Here is an 18,505-nt window from a genome sequence, read left to right as displayed (position 1 = left end):
AAATTTGACGTTTAACACTGTGTGGTAAAAGGCACAAAAATAGCGGTGCTTGAGGTGGTCAAGCTCCGCTGTATGGGTACAAGATTTTTGCCGAGGGGTAAGGCAGTCATAAAGCCCTGTTCCTGCTGATAATCAAGCCTTATGAGGGTACAGTTGTGCTTGTTGGCAATACCGCTTGCTTGGAGCAGGATATTGTCCAATTCCTTTTTGCTGTCAGCAGTATTCAGTACAAGAAATGTGATTAAAAACATTCGCTCGTTTCGGCTTTGCAGGTCGGCAAGGAGTTTTTTGGCTTCACCGCCATAGGTGGCAAGGTCAGAGGGGATAATGTCCATGTCATAGCCTGCTCTTACCGCTTTTTTCTGTTCCTCAATCTTCATTTTATCGAGGTCGGTAATCTTACGCTTGATAGTTTTGATTGCTTTCATTTGGTCTACCGATTGAATGTGCATGGTAACAATGAGATTGCTCTCCATTTCCAAAAAGTCGGACAGTACACGGTCATTCAGCTCGGGGGCGAGTATCTGCAAAAAGGATACAGCACCATATTTATCGCCTGTTCTGAATGTGCCTTTCTCCTTAAACTCAAAAGAGGACGGGGCGATAAAGTCCTTCGTACTAAGCCCCGAGGGTGCAAGCCAGTTCCATTCAAAGGCAAAGGGGTCATTGCCACTCATACGAAGAATATTGTGCATGAGCTTTAATCGCTGTTTACCGTCAAGAGAGGTAAGCTGCACACCCAATCGCTTAAATGCGTTCCACAGGTCATTTTCAATGCGTTCAAGACGGGGCTTGGCGATTCTGATATTCTCGGCTTCAATGCCAAAGGTCAGATACTTGGTTTTCACAAGTCCGTTGTTGCCCCTTGCAAGCTGATTGTGCAGCATCTCGCTGTACTCTGTTCGGATACTGTCGAAAGCATCTGCCTGCGGAGCGATGAACACGCTTTTTTCAAAGTCCTTTGTATTCGCTGTGGTGTTTAAGAATGTGAGCTGAAATTTGATGGTGCTGTCAAAGTAGTTGAGGAAGTCGCACCAGCTTTCAAAGATAGCGGTCTTGTCCTCGTTCTGTGCAATCTGATAATTGATGTCACCGAATTGCAGGGTTTTGGTGTAGAGCTTATCGCCCACATGACAGATACCATCGGGGAAAATATGACGGTAAGGAATACTTTCCTGTGCCGACTTTACTCCTTTGGGTTTATTGTTCGCCCTTTGCACCGCACTTGCGATGCTTTGCTTTTCCACTCGGGTGAGCTTTATGGGCTTCTTTTCGATTTTTGACAATTTGATTTACCTCCATGTCTAAGTGATATTGCCTTTCCAATAACGGATAGAAATTATCCGTAATGTAAGGTCTTTGTTTCGGGTTAAGAAAACGCACTGCCACATAGTTCTTGAGGATTACCTCGAGGGGCTGACCATGCTTTTCATACATGGCAAACATGAACAGCGGCAGCATGAGAAACATCATTACAAGCACCGCAGGGCTTGTGCCAATGTAGTCCTTGAGAATAAAAAAAGGCGGTAGTCCTACCGCCAGTGCCGCCGAAAAGCAGATAATTTGCCGCTTGGTAAGGTTTAGAGCAACCTTTGTTTTTACATTGCTTAAATCTTTGGGGATTGGTACATAAGCCATAAAATCTTCCTTTCCAATAAAAAAGCACCCATCATTTAGACAGGTGCTATCTTTACATTAATTCTGACAAACTTTTGTTTTGCAAATCGTTCAGTTCTTCCATTGAAGAAACTTTCGCTTTGTGCATAGTAACTGAAGTATTAGTGTCGCTTTCTATCCATTCCTCAGGGGAATACATTTTGTAATTGATATAATCATTGCAGTAATTATATACAGCCGTTAAGATTATACCCAGTGAGTAAAAATCACCCTCCATGCACCCACTACTCTCAAAGTAATATCTCCATTTTGCAAAGTCATTACTAAAGTTTTTAAAAAATTCACCAACATCAGCATTGCTCATTTCAGATACGGTTTTTTCTAATATTGTTCTTGTAGACTTTTCTTCCAGTTGATTAAACAACTCATATAATTTGTGCCCCTTAGGATATTGAGTTTCATTGATGCAATTTTCTTTGCCTCGTTGTGTCTTTTCCCAATAATCAAAAGAATAGATAAGCTTTAAATATAGTTCTAATGCGAACAAACCATTTGTTGCTGTGGCAGGAGTTGCATTTTCATATTGTATAATCCCTAAGTTTTCTGCACTCTGCTTTTTCAAGTTCTCGAAAGTTGACTTGAATCCATTTGCAGACATATATAGTTTGCTAAGGTGTGAGTATTTGATTTTAGTAAAATCATCTTTTTTGCTCATTTTTTCACCCTCCTTTTTTATAGTATAGCATTTAAAACACCCCACATATAGTCCAAATCTGTTAATTTCAATGGGCTGAGAATATGCTCTTTGCCAATGTACCCGTTTTAAAGAGGGAGAAGCAGAGCAGTACCGTGTACATCATGCAAGTCCAAATCGCTTTTATGGGGTCATCACCTGTTGCAATGGACTGAATAAGCACCGCATAAATGCCAACGCACACCATAATCAAAAAACCTTGAAATGCGAGGGCAAGCAGAGCTTTGAGGTAGTTGTTTCCCATGTTCCACTCCTTGCTTGACATTGTAGCAATGGGGAGTGCTCCAAGAGAAGTCATGAGGTAGATTTCAAGCATTCTTCCGTACACGATAATGAAAATGCAAACGGATAATGCCCACATGATAATCCCCATAAAAAAGCTTTGCAGATACAGCCCCAAGAGTGAGCCTATATTCATTTCTAACAGGCTTTCACGCAGGGTATCTAAGGTTTCCACTCCTACTGCGGTATCTCCGATAATCACTCCTGCCGCATTGGATATGACGGACTGTGCCACATCAAATATGCCCATCATAATGGGGAATGTGTTTGTTACAAGCACCACAGCAATAAAGGTTTTCATCATCCACTTGAAAATATCCGAGGGTGGAAAGTCGTGCATATTGTTTCTGTCAATGACCATTTGTATCAGCTCGTAGCACATCACAAAGGTCAGAATTATTCCGGCTATGGGCATGATAACGGTGTCCGATAAGTTCTCAATCATGGAGAAAACACCGCCATTCCATTGTGACGGTGTTTTTCCCACATCTCCTGCAATCCTTGATACTTCTGAATTGATGTTATCGAACAAGCCCGTTAGATTACCCATGATACCGTCAACGAGCAGATTGGTTATCCACTCGTTGATTGCATCAATGATAAAATCCATCGGCTGTTATCTTAAAACAATCCGCTGAGAAGTGGTACAAGTGTCATGCCAATCAGTGCTACGCCACCGCCTGCCATGAGCTGTTTCATACCCTGTGATTTTGCACCGGGGTTATCGTTGCCGTACCCCTCAAGGAGATTGATAACTCCCCAAATGCCAAGTCCTGCTCCAAGAGCAATAACGAGTGTCTGCAATACGGTTACTGCTTGATTAAAAAATTCCATATGATTTTTCTCCTTTAATTTTGTATTTTGGGGTCTGTGTTTTGGCAATAAAAAACGCTGTTCATTGACAGCGTTAAAAGACCACAATCATAGGCAACACCTCCTTTCCGTGTGGCTTGTGTATATAAAAAACACCACCTTGAATGGTAGTGTTTATTGCCCGTCTGAGGGCGATGGCTCGGTTGTTTCTTCCTCTTTGCTTAAATCGTAAACCTCGTACACATCATTTCCTTTGAGCTTTAGTTTGTTGGATAAGAATTTCTCAATGTCAAAGGCATTTTTCTTATCAAAGTCCGAGAGGTACTTGTATTTCGGGTGCTTAGTAATATCGTACTTATCACTGAAAAAGGGGCGAACACCTCTAAGCTGTAAAATACATTTCCCACCGTCCATGACAGATAGATCATCCATGCTCATCCATGCTCATCAGCTCTTTTCCAAGCCGTTGATAGTTGATACCATAGCTTCGTTGGCTACCTCGGGTATCAGAAGTGTTGAACATATCAATGGTTTCTTTACCAAGGGTTTCTGTTAAATCCTTGAGGGTGGTTTTTTCCTTGCCACCGAGGAAAATCATGCTGTCACAGTTGCCGATAATGGTATCGGAATTGTCCTTGTAGAGTGCCTTGAGCTGTGATTGTGCCTGCAATACAAGGCAAGCAGAGATTTCACGGCTGCGAATGGTTGCCATGAGCTTCTCAAGGTTTGGTATCTGCCCGATATTGGCACACTCGTCAATCAAGCACCGCACATGAACAGGCAAGCGACCTCCGTACACATCATCTGCTTTGTCACAAAGCAAGTTAAAAAGCTGTGTGTAACACATGGATACAAGGAAATTGAATGTGGCATCGGTATCGCTGATGATAATAAAGAGTGCTGTTTTCCTATCTCCGAGGGTATCAAGCTCCAGTTCATCATAGGCGGTCAGTTCTCTAAGCTCTTTAATATCAAAGGGAGCGAGCCTTGCACCACAGCTAATTAAAATCGACTTCGCTGTTTTGCCTGCGGCTAATTTGTACTTCTTATATTGCCGCACCGCAAAGTGCTGAGGGTCTTTTTCCTCGAGCCTATCAAACATCAAATCCACATTGTTTTTAAATTCCTCATCGTCCTCACGGACTTCACTGGCATTGATAAACTCAATCAACGTTGTAAAATTCTGCTCATCTTCGGGGGCTTCATAGTAGATGTAGGCGATAAGGGCGGTGTAGAGCAGGGTTTCTGCTTTCACCCAAAAATCATCGCCTGCCTTGCCCTCGCCTTTGGTATTGGCAATGAGGGTGGTAACGAGCTTTAAGATGTCCTTTTCACTTCTGATGTAGGCGAAAGGGTTGTAGTGCATGGATTTCTTGAAATTGATGGTGTTGAGGATTTTCACCTTGTAGCCCTCACGAAGCAACAGCTTACCACATTCAATGACGATGCTGCCTTTTGGGTCTGTGACTACGAATGAGCTGTGGCACTGCATGAGATTTGGCTTGAGCCAAAATCTCGTTTTACCACTGCCGAGCCGCCCACAATCAGCACATTTTTATTTCGTGCTGTCTTTGGGTCTTTGGGGCGGTTGTTCATGGTCAATCGTTCCGTTTGGGTGAGCAGTACATTGTTTTGGAATGTGGGGTCTACATACGGCTCAATATCTTTTGCGTTGCCCCAACGGGCAGAGCCATATTCCACACCCTTACGGTATTTTTTTGCATTTTTACTGCGAACATAGATTATCAGCCTTAGTAATGCACCGATTAAAAGCCCAATGAGCAAGTCGGTAGGATAAAAGGACGGAAACGGTACTGCAAAAGCTTGAGATAAGCCCTCGCCCAAATTCAGTATCTTTTGCCCTAAATCAACACCGTTTGTGTTCCGCCATGCTTCGGGCAGCTTTGTAAACAGCAGCCCCAACACAAGGTAGGGAATGTTAAGGATAAGGAGCTTTTTCATCTTTTTACTCATAGACTCTGCTCCTTGTTTTTATGTTTCACCTTGTCTACAACGGTGTTTTTCACAATCTGAGCCAACTTTCTAAGCTCTGCAAGCACAGACGGTCGAGCCGCCTTTTTCACCATATCTGCGGTATATTCCTTAAAGGCATTGGTAATGGCATCGGCATCTTTGCCTTTGAAAAAGACCACATATTTCGGCGGTACTTCGTGCTTATCTTTCATAACAGCAAAGTCCACACCGTACTTTTTTGCCACTCGCTCAAAATCTTTGATGTTTTGGTCGGTGATTTCAATACTGGTCATACCTTGCCCTTGCTTTGCAAGCTGTTTTACCGACTGTTTCCCCTGTGGGATATTGGGGTGGGATTTTTTGTCTTTCAAATGTGCAAGCAGTTTTAGCATTGCTTTTTTCAGCTCTCTGCCTGTGAGCTTGCCTGCACTGATGACAAGAGCAACGGTTTTTTGTTCCACTTCTTCCTGCATGAAAAATCCCTCCTTTCACGGTTTTTTCTGCGGCTATTCCTCTCTGCCTTGCCCCTTGACGGTTAAAATGCCCTCAAGGGTAGTTGCGGTGATATTCAGCCTTTGGGCGATAGCTATGTCGTTTTTCACATTTTCATCTACGATACTGCCGCATACCACAAGCACCCTTGCACGGCGTAACATATCCCTTGCCATATCAATTCCGTCCTTGTGTTCCTGCGGTACTTTGTCACACAGAAACAGAGGAAGATAAAGCGGTGGGCAAATGGGGGTGTAGCCTGCTTCATATAGCTTTCTGCAATATTTAGCCGCTGTTTCGGTTACTTCAAACTCGTTTTTGCTCCAAGCGGCGGTAATGTATGCCATTGGTTTTCTCATTTTGAATTTCTCCTTTCATTTTTTTGCATGAAAAAAGGCACTCTGCAAATTTCTTTACAAAGTGCCTTAACGGTTAGGACTGTATAAATCGTGATTGACTAAAGCGGAGTAGTAGTTGTCCATGGTAGACGGGGCATTAAAAAGGGTTGCAAGCAAATATCGCTTGATATTCCGCACATAGGTGGTGTTTTTGTTTAAACAGTCAAACACATAGTCAATGTGCGACGAGGTAATTCTCAGCATCTTGTCTTTCACAAGTCTTGCAGGATAATCATCACCGGCAATGTTTATGGTGTCCTTTGTAGAACACAGGGTTTCGATGATGATGTCGGCTATTTCATCTAAACGCTCACGCATACCGATACCGCCGTGCTGCTTAAAATGCCTGTATTCAATATTTTCGTAAACCAATTCTTTTACTTCTTCGTAAGTTTCACATCCTATCTCATCATATCCCGTTTTTTTGCCATTGTAAGGATTTGATTGATAAGGATTTGATATTTCAGTAATAAATAAATCTTTTTTTGATTTATCATTAGTTTGTAGATAAGTATTTAATTGGTAGGGTTTTTCCTGTATAGGCATAGCCTGTGTTGGATTTTCCAGTATAGGGCTTTCCAGTGCAGGCAAGACCTCGGCAGGAAATGTGTCATCGCCCATGTTCTGCGGATACTCACGAATTGTATATTCCGTAGTGGTGAGCTGTCCTCGGTCATTTCTGACACGCTGACGGTGCATATATCCTGTGGTTTCAAGCTCCTTAATCGCCCCGTTAATACTGTCTATGCCGTCTTTGCAGATATAGGCAAGCCCTTTTACGGTGTAATCCCAATCCTCGGGGAGCGACAGCATAAGGGATAACAAGCCTTTTGCTTTGAGCGACAAGCCTTTATTGCGTAAATGATGGTTTGCCATGACGGTGTAATCCTTTGTTTTTTCTATTCTGCACACAGCCATTTCCTCACTTCCTTTCAGTGCTGTTTTTCCTTATCGCTCTTGGCTTTGAGTACGCTTTTTATGCCATGTTTCCAATAGTTTAAGTATGGTTTCTTCCATTTTCTGCGGTGTATAGGACTTGGGGAAATACTTACGGAGCTTATCGCTTGTAAGCGTTACCTTGTCGAGTTCGCCTTTCTTTTCTTCGCTCATAATGGCACACATAGCTTCAAGGGTACATTTGCCCTCGGCACTAAACTTTTTAAGCCGCTGTGCCTGCGAAAGAGAGGGGGTTGCCTGTTCCATATCCATTGCTTCAAGCAAGTTGGTTTGTTCCTCGGGCTTTAGGTAAGACAGCTCCACAGCAGGGTTAAAGGCTATTTTCTTATCATCTACCATGTCTAAAAGCTCGGGGATAAGCTCAGTAAGACGGATATAGCGTTGTATTTGCCTTGCACTGTCGGGGGCATTTTCGCTAAGAATATTAACACTTCTTAAATTGTCGCCAACTTGGCTACCATTTTCTTTTGTGGGTCTGCCTGCCTTTCGTTTTATGGCATCTAACTTTAATTTGTATGCAAAGGCTCGTTCACTTGGCAAGATGTTTTCTCTTTGCAGATTGCTGTCCACCATAATGATAGTGGCGGCATCATCGTCAAGGTTACGGACGAGAACAGGCATGGTGTCAAGCCCTGCAAGTTCGCTTGCCCTGTGTCTGCGGTGTCCTGCTACAAGCTCATAGCCGCCCTCATCACGAGGTCGGGCAATAGCAGGAACAAGCACACCATATTCCTTTATGCTCTCAGCGGTTTCTGCCATTGCTTCATCGTCTTTTACCTTAAAGGGGTGGTCTTTGAACGGAAACAGCTCTGTCAAGGCTATCTCCATAACCTTTTCTCTGCCTGCATCGGCTCGGCTTTCCTCGGTGGAGAACAAATCATCTACCGATGTCAGATTTATATTTTTGGCGGAGCTTTTCAATTTTCAACACCTCCTTTGTGAGTTCTTTGTAAGCGTCTGCAACCTTGCCTTTGGGGTCATGGGCAAAAATGCTCTTGCCCTCGGCACTGATTTCGGCGGCTCGTACCGAATGGGGAATATCCGTGTTAAATACCTTGACTTTACTGCCATAGGTATCTCGAAGCAGGGTGCTGATATACTTTGCAAAGCTCGTGCGGCTATCCACCATTGTCAGCAGAATACCGTCTATTTGCAGTTTGGGGTTAATCTGCTTGCGTACCTTGTTTATGGTTTGGAAAAGCTGTTCTAAGCCCTTTGCAGGGAGATACTGAGCCTGCACGGGGATAATTACACTGTCTGCCGCCGCCAGTGCATTGACGGTCAGCATACCAAGCGAGGGCTGCGTATCAAGCAGGATATATTGATAGTCCTTTTTCACCGTATCAAGATACTGCTTCAAAATGGTTTCTCTGCTCATGGCATTGATGAGGGATACCTCCATGCCAGATAACTCAATGTTGGCAGGGAGCAAGTCCACACCCTCGGGGTGAGAAATAATGCCTTCCTTGTGTTCTAATGGGCTGTCGGTGATTACCTTGCCCATAACCGTTGCAAGGGTAGTAGGGATATTGTCGGGCTGTGCGTGTCCTAAACTGATTGATAGCGAGCCTTGAGGGTCACTATCCACGATTAAAACCTTTTTACCTTCCTGTGCCAGTCCTATGCCTAAGTTGGCACAGGTTGTTGTTTTGCCGACACCGCCTTTCTGCATGGCGATGGCGATTACTTTTGCGTTCAATTTCTGTTCCTCCTTTCGATTTTGGACATGAAAAATGCCCCTTACAAAATGTAAAGAGCAATTTCATATTTATATTTAGTTTTCTATATTACTTCAAAATAAGTAAGAGCATCTTTGATAGCATCTACTTGAATAGGAGTGGGGTGCTTTCTCGGCTGTTTTAATGTTTCTACTGCATTAGGAGCATCGTACATGGGTAAACCTAAATCTCGCTTGACCTCGGCAATGTATGCTGTGTGTACATTAAAGCTGTATTTTTCAACGATATATTCCTTTATCAGCTTGTAAGTAATTCGCTGTTTTGGCTTGTATGCCTCTGCTTTTTCAACTATACTATTAAGAGGAATCATACCAACGCTGTTTCCAAAGTCCACAGATACGTTGATATAGCTGTCTGGAGCTTTGTGGGTCTTTGGTAATACCGTTGAGACGGTAGTACTGATGACGAATTGTAGTTCTGAGAAGAAAAAATAGGGTTTAACCACAATATGTTGTGGTTTTTAGCTTAAAAATGAGCAAAATATAGATGATATAGCTATTTTTAAGAAATTTTCATAACATTAAGGCTAAGTGGAAGGTCAGTTAATGATCCGAAACTTAGCCTTTTTATATTCTAAAAAGAAGGTAAAGAAAAGTGTAAGTCTTAATTTACTCAATAGATTAAGTGGCTACAAAGAACAAGTTCCTGTTTTCATGTATGACTTTGATATAGCTTTTGATAATAACTTAACAGAACGTGATTTGTGTATAACTAAAGTTAAACAAAAGATTTCATGTACCTTTAGAAGTTCTACTGGCGCTAACACTTTTGCCAGAATTCGTGTATATGTATCTACTGTAAGAAAATAATGTGAGAATACTTTAGATTTTGTAAAATCAATATTTACAGTAAATGCATTTGTTCATACTTTAATGCAAAGGTTTCGCTAAGCGAGGTATTATACCTCTTTTTAGTATACATAAATTTAATATCAACACCTTACTTCAGATACATAAAAATTTGAAAGTAGGGTGTTTTTTATTTTATAAAACTATGATAAATATTTACATAATTGAATATTTTTAACACATTAATTGAATATGTTGTCATACAATTATATAAGTAAGCTAATTAAAATTAAAAAAGCAGTAATTATTTAGGATGGCTGAATAGTTATTAAAAAAGTGAGTTGTTAATATTTATTAAAAAATAGAGGTGTTTTTATAAAATATTGCAGCTAATATATAAGGAGGAGGATGAGATGAAAAGAGCATTATTAGTTATTGATGTACAAAATGAATATTTTATTGGTAAACTACCTATTGTACATGCTAATAGGAGTTTAAAAAATATTATTAAGTCTATGGATGAGGCTTCAAAAAATAATATTCCAATTATTTTAATTCAACATACGGAAGTAGAAAATAATTCAGAAACGTTTATTAGAGGAAGCAAGGAATGGGAAATACATGATGAAATCAAAAAAAGAAAGCATGAATGTATTATTGAAAAGAATTTCCCAGGAAGTTTTACAGAAACTAATTTAGAGGAGTTACTTAGAAATATGAATGTAGATACAGTTGTAGTATGTGGATATATGACCCAGATGTGTTGTGATACTACTGCAAGACAAGCATTTCATTTAGGATTTTCAGTAGAGTTTTTATCAGATGCAACGGGAACACTTGACATATCAAATAATCAGGGGAGAATAAGTGCTAAGGAGTTACAAAAAGCTATTTTAATAATTCAAGCAACGAGATTTAGTAAAGTTTTAACTACAGATAAATGGGTAGAATGTATAAAAAATCATATTTAAAATTTAGAAAAGCCGTACGCATAAAATATGCAAGCGGCTTTTTGATTATAGAATTTCTCAAATTAGTTCTTAGGTAACAAAACCTTAATAAATTGACTGCTTTCCGCAATAAATTTATCCACATCTAAGCTAGTGTTTTTCAAAGTTTTATGAATAAATAATCCATCAGAAGCTAATAAAATTAACCAAGTTAAATATTCAGCAGGTATTTTATCAGTTCTTTCACGAATTTTCTCTGTAATAATGGCAGCAAATTCTGCATAACGCTGCATCAATTTTATACGAATCTCTTCGTTGCCAAGCATAGCATCATAAAAGAAGTGAAGACGCATACCTACCGAAGAAATGTCTCTTTCTAAAACATATTTTACCAGTCTATCAAGAGAAGTATCTTTTTCTGGATTTTCAGTCCAAGCTATCAAATCATTCCACTGTTCTTTTAAATATTTATCAGTAATATCAAACAAAATATCATTTTTAGATTTGTAATGATAGTAGAGAGTTCCTTTTGAAATTCCTGCATTTTTAGCTATTTCTGCTAAAGATATTTCTGAAAGCTTTTTTGTTTCCAATAATTTTTCTGTGGCGTCTAATATTAAATTTTTTACATTGTCTTTTCTTGGTGCTGCCAAAACTTTACCTCCTAAATATGGTGAAACTTTATTTAAAGTATAAGGCACATTCAAATAAATAACAAGTCAGTATGCCAGTCTATCTAGCGTCATACTGCGTCACCAGAACCCGACGATAGTCCTACCAAAGGTAGAAACTGTTTCCTTGTCTGACACAAAAGATACCAGCATCTTTGACTTGTTATTTCTTTTCATGTACCTAACGTTTATAAAATAGTTTGTCTATTTTATTTAGTTTCATAAATGAATATTAAAGTATATTTTAATATTCATTAAATTAAAAATATTTATACAAATATATTGACAATTTACAAAATAATTGATATTTTAAAGTTAAAGTCGGTTGCGTGGGCGACTAAGAAGAAAGAAGTGAAATAATGAATAATAAAGTATTGGAAGTGAAATTACAAAAAAAGTTAGATGAGAAATTTCATAAGATGCTAAAGGTAAATATAAAAGAAAATTGCATAGTTGTTTCAGGAACTCTTTCAAAATGGGAGGATATTATAGATGCTTGTATGATGTGTGTGGTTAAAAAAAGCACTATGCATGTTGTAAATGACATAAAACTGCAGGGAATTACTATGCCATCAATGAGATTACCAAAGGAAAAAGATACTTCTTTAGAAGGATTAGAGCCAGATGTTTTGATTATTGGTGGGGGAATTTCTGGGGCTAGTATTGCAAGAGAACTTACTAAATGGAAATTAAATATTTTACTTGTTGATAAAGAAGCCGATTTGGCTATGCAGGCATCAGGAAGAAATGATGGAGAGGTGCATCCGGGGGTAGACTTAAATAAGGGGACTTTGAAGCAGCATTATGTATTAAAAGGCAATAGTATGTTTGAAAAGGTATGTAGTGATCTTTCAGTTCCTTTTGTAAGAAGAGGGCAATATGTAGGTTTCAAACAAAAATCAGTGTATCCTATAATACGTTCATATGTATGGCAAAGAAAACATATTTGTAAGGTAGAAGGCACGAGAATTATTAGCAGAAAAGAACTGAAAAAAAGGGAACCAGAGTTAAATGAGGAATTTGCATTTGCCGTATACAATCCTACAGCAGGATGCGTATGTCCTTATGGACTTACTATAGCTTATGGTGAAAATGCAGTACAAAATGGAGCAAAGGTATCTTTAAATACAGTGGTTTTAGATATGGAAGTAGTAGATGGAATAATTAAAAGTGTGATTACAAATAGGGGAAGAATTTATCCCAAATTAGTGATTAATGCCGCAGGTACTTTTGCAGAAGATATTGCAAAAATGACAGGAGATAGATTCTATTCTATACACCCTAGAAAGGGAACAAACTCAATACTAGACAAGAAATCAGCTCATTTAGTTAAATCAATAGCGTCTATTAAGCTAATAACAAAGAATAAATTGCATACAAAGGGTGGAGGAATATTACGTACTGTTCATGAGAATCTTTTAGTAGGTCCTAATGCAATTGAAACCTATGAAAAGGAGAATTTTGCTACAGAACAATCTAGTATTGATGCTGTGTTTAAAAAACAAAAGGAAACTGCTAAAGGGTTAAAGGAAAAGGATATTATAACTTATTTTACTGGAGTACGTGCTGCAACCTTTGAGGAAGATTTTATAATAGAAAAAGGAAGAAAAACAAAGAATTTAATACATTGTGCCGGCATACAATCACCAGGATTAACAACGGCACCAGCAGTAGCATTAGATGTTGAAAAAATGGCAGTAGAAGAATTATCTAAAGAAATTCCTGTACAGAAAAATGAAAAATTTAATCCTAAAAGAAAGGGTGTACCTGTTCTTCGTAATATGACCAGTGAAGAAAGAACAAAGCTAATTAAAGAAAATCCTGATTATGGAATTATCGTTTGTCGCTGTGAGGAAATAAGTAAAGGGGAGATTATTGATGCTCTTAATTCAGTAATTCCAGTGAATACGGTGGATGGCATAAAAAAGAGAATACGACCTGGAATGGGAAGATGTCAAGGAGGATTTTGCATGCCTTTGGTAGCAAAAATAATTAGTGAATATAAAAATATCCCTATAAATGAAGTTAAAAAATCAAACTCCGCTTCCTATATTACCATAGGAGAAACAAAAGGAGGATTAAAATGAACATGTATAATGTAATAGTCATTGGGGGAGGACCAGCTGGACTAGCAGCAGCTATTTCTGCAAAACAGGAAGGTGCAGAGGTACTACTGATTGAGCGTGAAGCAAGACTAGGTGGAATTTTAAAGCAGTGTATACATGATGGTTTTGGATTAGTGCATTTTGGAGAAAAACTATCAGGACCTGAATATGCAGAACGTTTCATTGACAAGTTTAATGAAGAAAAAATAGATTACAAATTATTAGCTTTTGTTACAAATATTCAAAAGAAAAGTAAAGGATTTATTGTTAGCGTAGTAACTAGAGAAGGGGTTGTAGATTACTCAGCAAATACCATTATTCTTGCCACTGGATGTAGAGAAAGAACTGCAAAACAAGTTTTTATACATGGAACTAGACCATCAGGAATTTTTACTGCGGGTACTGCTCAGCATTTTACAAATTTACTTGGACAGATGCCAACAAAAAAATGTGTTATATTAGGTAGTGGGGACATCGGACTTATTATGGCAAGAAGGTTAACGTTAGAAGGGGCAAAGGTATGTGGTGTATATGAAGCTAAAAGGACCCCTTCAGGGTTAACAAGAAATATTATGCAGTGCTTAAATGATTTCAACATTCCCCTTTTCTTATCTCATACAGTAACTCGTGTATTTGGAGAGGATAGGCTTACTGCGGTGGAGATTATGGAAGTGGATGAAAAAATGAAACCAATTAGAGGAACTAGCCAAATAGTAGAATGTGATGCACTTATTTTATCAGTTGGATTGATACCAGAAAATGAAATTGCAGAGAAATTGAATGTAAAATTGGATTTTCGCACTAAAGGACCTATTTGTGACAATGATTTCATGACTAATGTGGAAGGCATATTTTCTTGTGGTAATGCACTTCATGTAAACGATTTAGTAGATTATGTGTCAGAAAGCGGAGAACTGGCAGGAAAAGCCGCAGCAAGGTATAAGTATGGGAATAAGCAACTATTGAATTTTAAAATTAGCAAATCTATACTCTATTTGGTGCCACAAAGAATTGATTTATCTAGAGAGGATAAAATTGTTACTTTATATTTTAGAAGCAAGGAAGTGCTAAATAATGCAATTTTACAGATTAATGTAGATGATATAGTAGTTTTGGAAAAAAAATATGCTCATTTAAGACCACCAGAAATGCAAAAGCTAGAAATTGATTTTAATAAATTAAATATAAAAGATAACTCTTCTATTTGCATTGAAGTGAAAGGAGAGATAGCATGAAGGAATTAGTTTGTATTGTATGTCCAAATGGCTGCAATTTGACTGTAGAGAGAGATGATAATAATTGGATTGTTAGTGGAAATAAATGCAAAAGAGGAGAAGCTTTTGCTATTAATGAATTGACAAACCCCATGAGAACAATTTGTACAACTGTTAAAACAAATTTTAAAAATGTGCCAGTGCTGCCTGTGAGAGTTTCTGGTGAGATACCAAAGGATATGATATTTAAAGTAATGGAGGAAATTAATAAAGTAATTATTATGTCTCCAATAGGGCGAGGGGATGTTATAATAAGGGATGTTTTAGGTTTGAAAGTTGATGTTATAGCTACTAGTAATATATTAAAAGATATTAGGCACATTCAAAATTATTTCTAAAAATTAGATATTGTGAAAATATTAAGTGTAGAGGGGGCAGCATATTGGGCAATCCGTTGATATTAACCTTTGATCTAGGAACTCAGAGTATGAGGGGGATGCTTGTAAATCAAAAAGGTGAAATTATAAATTTAGTTCAGCATAAATATAAAGAACCATATTTTTCAAAGAAACCTGGATGGGCAGAACAAAAACCTGAATTTTATTTTCAAACATTATGTAATATAGGTAAGGAACTTAAGAAAAAGAGCTCTAATGGGTATGAGGATGTTATTGCAGTTACAATTACAACAATTCGTGATTCCTGTGTATGCCTTGATTCAGAGTATAAACCCTTAAGAGATGTTATACTTTGGCTAGATAGCAGAGAAACAAAGCATGTAAAACCTTTTAAGTGGTGGATTAGTATGGCACTTAAAGTGGCTAATATGGATTTGGTATTAAAAACTCAATATAAGGTTTCTTTTGCAAATTGGATTATGGAAAATGAACCAGAAATATGGGAAAAAACTAAAAAGTTCGTAATGTTACCAACATATTTGAATTATAAATTAACTGGAGAATTGAAGGATTGTGCAGCTAATATGATTGGGCATATACCATTTGACTATAGAAATCGTAAATGGCTAAATAAAAATGATCTAAAAAGGTGTATGTGTGATATTCCAGAAGAAATGATGTGTGAACTTATTGATACAGGAGAAATTGTTGGCTACATTACAAAAGAAATCAGTGAGGCTTCAGATATTCCAGTAGGTCTTCCACTTATTTCAACGGGGTCAGATAAGGGCTGTGAAACATTAGGTTTATCTGTAATTAAAGAGGATCAGGCGGCTTTGTCTTTTGGAACAACGGCTACAGTTCAATTTGCTACTAAAAGATATTTTGAACCTAAAAGATTTCTTCCAGCTTATCCAGGAGTACCAAAGGATGTGTACAACCCTGAAATAGAAATATTTAGAGGATATTGGCTTATTTCTTGGTTTAAAAAAGAATTTGCTTTAAAAGAATGCGTGGAGGCAGAAAGACTAGGATGCTCTCCAGAAAGTATATTAAATGAACGATTACGTGAAATTCCAGTAGGGTGCGATGGGCTAATGCTGCAGCCATTTTGGACCCCTGGTGTAGTGACACCAAATGCAAAGGGAGCCATTATTGGTTTTTCTGATGTACACACAAGAATTCATGTGTATAGAGCTATAATTGAAGGTATAGGATTTGCGCTGATGGATGGAATGTATAATATGGAAAGGCGTTCAGGTCAGAAAATAAAGGAAATTTTTGTGGCTGGAGGAGGTTCTCAGAGTGATGAGATATGTCAAATTACAGCCAATATGTTTGGATTGCCAGTAAAGAGAATACAAACTCATGAGGCATCAGGACTAGGATCGTCTATTGCAGGATTCGTAGCCATGGGAGTATTTTCTGATTATGAAGAAGCTATTAAATCTATGGTTCATGAAAAAGATGTATTCGTTCCAAATATGGAAGAATGTGAAGCTTATCAAAAATTGTATAAGAATATTTATACACAAATATATAGTAAATTATTGCCGCTTTATAAAAAAATAAAAATATTTAGTGGCTTGTAGAATTGAAAAATAAAAACTGTGGATAATTTTTAAGATTTGGCTTAAAAGCGTGCAAAAAAAGACACGACAAAAAGCCTTTTGTTAAAAAGGTATGCGTAGCATGTGGAAAGATATTTATTTGTGGATATGTTAATTATGAAGCTATTTTAAGAAGTTTATTTATACTTCTAATGTATTCTGGTTTATTTATAGCGTAAGCTAGTATAACATTTATGAGTTTAGAAATAGCCGTTAGGCACAGGTCAGCACGCATAGTTGCGGTGTTTAAAGTTCTTGGTGATTCAATGCATGGGTTAGATTTTAACGATGAAAGAGTTCGTTCAATACATGCACGATTAGGATATTCATCGTCCCATTCATTAGAATTTCTTTGAACACCAGGATAAAGTCTAAAGTCTTTATTGGGATAAACATAAGTCATACGACCACTTTTTTTATCAGTACATGGATTTTCACAAGTATGATAGCACTTACCTTTTTTATCCCTATGGGCTTTGGGACAAGTAAATTTGAATCTTAAGCTTCTATTTTTGCCTTTACAAGGACCTTCAGCTTTAAAAGGGGTTTTGTCTAAAGGACATAGAGGAACACCTTCTATATCATATTCAAGATCACCTATTTTACTGTTACTTTGATTACGAGGGTTAAGAGGTATAAATACTTTTTCAAAGCCACATTGTTGAAGAAAACCAAAGTTATCATAACTATCAAATTCTGAGTCACCTAAGAAATATTTAAATTTAAAGTTAGAGGTGTTACTTAATGTTTCTAAGAATGGCTTAATTACTGGTTTTAAAGAAGCATTATCATAGCAATATTTTTGCTCTTTAGGAGTTTCAAATTCTTTATCAATAGGGTTATAAAAATCTTCATCAAAAAATTTGATATTCAACGGAATGCCCCAACCATTAGTAATTAGACCAAATTTGTAAAAATAGCCGAAATGTCCATTTACGAAGTCTAGCTTAATACTATGGTTTGCAAAAGCAAATTTAGGCATGTTCTTATATGCGACAGCATAAGGATTGAGCTGTTTGTTATTGGTAGCTTTAGCATAGGATTTTACCCTATTTACTTCAGAAACAAGAGTTTTGGGATTATTTTCTTTTACTCTTGGTTTTAAACCTGAAGTATCATATATAAGTTGATAATTACGGTTTTTATGAGGTGAATCATCAGGAAGAGATTCATTGATATTGTTACAAATATCAATGACTTGAGGAACCATTGAATTAAATAAGTCGGCAAGATCACCTTCAAAATCCGTTTTAAATCTACTGAAAAAAGATTCATCAGGAATATCATCATAGAAGCAACAAAATTCTCTTATTTCAGTAGAAAATATAAGAAAAAGATTTAACAGAACAGTAGTAGGAATATGAAATATCTGCATTAGAATTAAAGCAGATAACACTGATGAAAGATTATATTTCCTATCTCTGCCTAAATCGGCATAGTATTTTTGAGTAAAAGATTCTGGAATAAAAGATTGGATATCAAAATTATCAGCAAGTAATTTGATGAAGCCTACAGGTTGCTTTTTTCTAAGGTCTTTAAGTTCGGTTAACTGCTCAAAAATATTAAGTTGCTTAAGTTTATTAATACAAAACATGTAATTCTCCTCCTCTGTGGATAATATTTTGTGTGGTTACATTTATTTTCTCACAGTGGAGGAAAATATAAAAGCCTATCGGCTAAAAAGATAGGCAAATCAACGGTTGTGTAATTTCACAATCGACTAAAAATAAAAATATTGACAAG

General features: G+C 37.5%; 18 protein-coding genes and 2 pseudogenes. 6 read left to right on the top strand and 14 right to left on the bottom strand.

What is annotated here, in order from left to right:
- Positions 1-17 precede the first annotated feature (17 nt).
- The 12 genes and pseudogenes from CC89_RS11500 to CC89_RS11440 form a co-directional block, all read right to left on the bottom strand.
- Positions 18-1,277: pseudogene (locus CC89_RS11500) on the bottom strand (VirB4-like conjugal transfer ATPase, CD1110 family); the annotation flags it as partial.
- The gene (locus CC89_RS11495) at positions 1,201-1,638 is read right to left on the bottom strand and encodes a PrgI family protein (protein ID WP_035292259.1); all 438 of its coding nucleotides are present in this window, start codon (positions 1,636-1,638) and stop codon (positions 1,201-1,203) included. The gene CC89_RS11495 and the pseudogene CC89_RS11500, both read right to left, overlap by 77 nt.
- Positions 1,639-1,690: 52 nt before the next feature.
- Positions 1,691-2,332, bottom strand: a complete 642-nt coding sequence (locus CC89_RS11490; protein ID WP_035292258.1) for a hypothetical protein — start codon at positions 2,330-2,332, stop codon at positions 1,691-1,693.
- A gap of 67 nt (positions 2,333-2,399) precedes the next feature.
- Positions 2,400-3,263 carry a VirB6/TrbL-like conjugal transfer protein, CD1112 family gene (locus CC89_RS11485; protein WP_035292257.1) on the bottom strand — a complete coding sequence of 288 codons (864 nt, stop codon included), beginning with the start codon at positions 3,261-3,263 and terminating at the stop codon, positions 2,400-2,402.
- Between the two features lie 11 nt (positions 3,264-3,274).
- On the bottom strand, positions 3,275-3,487 hold the full coding sequence (locus tag CC89_RS11480; RefSeq protein WP_035293577.1) for a Maff2 family mobile element protein: 213 nt from the start codon (positions 3,485-3,487) through the stop codon (positions 3,275-3,277).
- Between the two features lie 153 nt (positions 3,488-3,640).
- A pseudogene (locus CC89_RS20015) lies at positions 3,641-5,440 on the bottom strand (VirD4-like conjugal transfer protein, CD1115 family).
- Positions 5,437-5,913 carry a PcfB family protein gene (locus tag CC89_RS11465; protein ID WP_035292255.1) on the bottom strand — a complete coding sequence of 159 codons (477 nt, stop codon included), beginning with the start codon at positions 5,911-5,913 and terminating at the stop codon, positions 5,437-5,439. Before CC89_RS11465 ends, CC89_RS20015 begins: the two are co-directional and overlap by 4 nt.
- Positions 5,914-5,946: 33 nt before the next feature.
- Entirely contained in the window at positions 5,947-6,291 is a 345-nt protein-coding gene (locus tag CC89_RS11460) for a DUF7768 domain-containing protein (RefSeq protein WP_035292254.1), read from the bottom strand.
- A gap of 66 nt (positions 6,292-6,357) precedes the next feature.
- Positions 6,358-7,248, bottom strand: a complete 891-nt coding sequence (locus tag CC89_RS11455) for a DUF6017 domain-containing protein (protein ID WP_035292253.1) — start codon at positions 7,246-7,248, stop codon at positions 6,358-6,360.
- Between the two features lie 30 nt (positions 7,249-7,278).
- A complete protein-coding gene (locus CC89_RS11450) occupies positions 7,279-8,208 on the bottom strand; it encodes a ParB/RepB/Spo0J family partition protein (RefSeq protein ID WP_035292252.1) in 930 nt (309 codons plus the stop codon).
- The gene (locus CC89_RS11445; RefSeq protein ID WP_035292251.1) at positions 8,165-8,986 is read right to left on the bottom strand and encodes a ParA family protein; all 822 of its coding nucleotides are present in this window, start codon (positions 8,984-8,986) and stop codon (positions 8,165-8,167) included. The genes CC89_RS11450 and CC89_RS11445 overlap by 44 nt, the downstream gene beginning before the upstream one ends.
- Before the next feature lie 83 nt (positions 8,987-9,069).
- On the bottom strand, positions 9,070-9,336 hold the full coding sequence (locus tag CC89_RS11440; protein WP_035292250.1) for a hypothetical protein: 267 nt from the start codon (positions 9,334-9,336) through the stop codon (positions 9,070-9,072).
- A gap of 235 nt (positions 9,337-9,571) precedes the next feature.
- Between CC89_RS11440 and CC89_RS20010 the strand changes: the two genes are divergently transcribed.
- Together CC89_RS20010 and CC89_RS11430 are read left to right on the top strand one after the other, a co-directional pair.
- Positions 9,572-9,835, top strand: coding sequence for an IS66 family transposase (locus tag CC89_RS20010; RefSeq protein ID WP_035292248.1), 264 nt, complete (start codon positions 9,572-9,574; stop codon positions 9,833-9,835).
- A 392-nt stretch (positions 9,836-10,227) separates the two neighbouring features.
- The gene (locus CC89_RS11430) at positions 10,228-10,785 is read left to right on the top strand and encodes a cysteine hydrolase family protein (RefSeq protein ID WP_035292246.1); all 558 of its coding nucleotides are present in this window, start codon (positions 10,228-10,230) and stop codon (positions 10,783-10,785) included.
- Between the two features lie 62 nt (positions 10,786-10,847).
- Here CC89_RS11430 and CC89_RS11425 read toward each other — a convergent pair whose 3' ends face one another.
- The gene (locus CC89_RS11425; RefSeq protein ID WP_035292244.1) at positions 10,848-11,417 is read right to left on the bottom strand and encodes a TetR/AcrR family transcriptional regulator; all 570 of its coding nucleotides are present in this window, start codon (positions 11,415-11,417) and stop codon (positions 10,848-10,850) included.
- A 377-nt stretch (positions 11,418-11,794) separates the two neighbouring features.
- On the opposite strand from CC89_RS11425, the gene CC89_RS11420 reads away from it, so the two are divergent.
- From CC89_RS11420 to CC89_RS11405, 4 genes are read left to right on the top strand one after another with little or no spacing between them, the layout of a single operon-like run.
- Complete coding sequence (locus tag CC89_RS11420; protein WP_035292242.1) at positions 11,795-13,522, top strand: NAD(P)/FAD-dependent oxidoreductase; 1,728 nt, start codon at positions 11,795-11,797, stop codon at positions 13,520-13,522.
- Complete coding sequence (locus tag CC89_RS11415; RefSeq protein WP_035292240.1) at positions 13,519-14,775, top strand: NAD(P)/FAD-dependent oxidoreductase; 1,257 nt, start codon at positions 13,519-13,521, stop codon at positions 14,773-14,775. Before CC89_RS11420 ends, CC89_RS11415 begins: the two co-directional genes overlap by 4 nt.
- Positions 14,772-15,152: a DUF1667 domain-containing protein gene (locus tag CC89_RS11410; protein ID WP_035292238.1), complete on the top strand. Its 381-nt coding sequence runs from the start codon at positions 14,772-14,774 to the stop codon at positions 15,150-15,152. Before CC89_RS11415 ends, CC89_RS11410 begins: the two co-directional genes overlap by 4 nt.
- A gap of 44 nt (positions 15,153-15,196) precedes the next feature.
- Positions 15,197-16,744: an FGGY-family carbohydrate kinase gene (locus CC89_RS11405; RefSeq protein ID WP_035292236.1), complete on the top strand. Its 1,548-nt coding sequence runs from the start codon at positions 15,197-15,199 to the stop codon at positions 16,742-16,744.
- A gap of 133 nt (positions 16,745-16,877) precedes the next feature.
- Here the strand turns inward: CC89_RS11405 and CC89_RS11400 are convergent, their stop codons facing one another.
- On the bottom strand, positions 16,878-18,356 hold the full coding sequence (locus CC89_RS11400; protein ID WP_035289274.1) for a transposase: 1,479 nt from the start codon (positions 18,354-18,356) through the stop codon (positions 16,878-16,880).
- Positions 18,357-18,505: the final 149 nt, after the last annotated feature.

The organism is Clostridium sp. KNHs214 (assembly GCF_000744935.1).
In the GTDB taxonomy this organism is placed as follows: domain Bacteria; phylum Bacillota; class Clostridia; order Clostridiales; family Clostridiaceae; genus Haloimpatiens.
Note: the sequence above shows the minus strand (reverse complement) of the source record. Positions and strands in the feature narration are given on the sequence as shown.

Coding starts and splice junctions, on each gene's coding strand:
- CC89_RS11430 (WP_035292246.1), top strand. CDS start 10,228: ATGAAAAGAGCATTATTAGTTATTGATGTACAAAATGAATATTTTATT.
- CC89_RS11420 (WP_035292242.1), top strand. CDS start 11,795: ATGAATAATAAAGTATTGGAAGTGAAATTACAAAAAAAGTTAGATGAG.
- CC89_RS11465 (WP_035292255.1), bottom strand. CDS start 5,913: ATGCAGGAAGAAGTGGAACAAAAAACCGTTGCTCTTGTCATCAGTGCA.
- CC89_RS20010 (WP_035292248.1), top strand. CDS start 9,572: ATGATCCGAAACTTAGCCTTTTTATATTCTAAAAAGAAGGTAAAGAAA.
- CC89_RS11455 (WP_035292253.1), bottom strand. CDS start 7,248: ATGGCTGTGTGCAGAATAGAAAAAACAAAGGATTACACCGTCATGGCA.
- CC89_RS11400 (WP_035289274.1), bottom strand. CDS start 18,356: ATGTTTTGTATTAATAAACTTAAGCAACTTAATATTTTTGAGCAGTTA.
- CC89_RS11495 (WP_035292259.1), bottom strand. CDS start 1,638: ATGGCTTATGTACCAATCCCCAAAGATTTAAGCAATGTAAAAACAAAG.
- CC89_RS11440 (WP_035292250.1), bottom strand. CDS start 9,336: ATGATTCCTCTTAATAGTATAGTTGAAAAAGCAGAGGCATACAAGCCA.
- CC89_RS11415 (WP_035292240.1), top strand. CDS start 13,519: ATGAACATGTATAATGTAATAGTCATTGGGGGAGGACCAGCTGGACTA.
- CC89_RS11460 (WP_035292254.1), bottom strand. CDS start 6,291: ATGAGAAAACCAATGGCATACATTACCGCCGCTTGGAGCAAAAACGAG.
- CC89_RS11485 (WP_035292257.1), bottom strand. CDS start 3,263: ATGGATTTTATCATTGATGCAATCAACGAGTGGATAACCAATCTGCTC.
- CC89_RS11410 (WP_035292238.1), top strand. CDS start 14,772: ATGAAGGAATTAGTTTGTATTGTATGTCCAAATGGCTGCAATTTGACT.
- CC89_RS11480 (WP_035293577.1), bottom strand. CDS start 3,487: ATGGAATTTTTTAATCAAGCAGTAACCGTATTGCAGACACTCGTTATT.
- CC89_RS11490 (WP_035292258.1), bottom strand. CDS start 2,332: ATGAGCAAAAAAGATGATTTTACTAAAATCAAATACTCACACCTTAGC.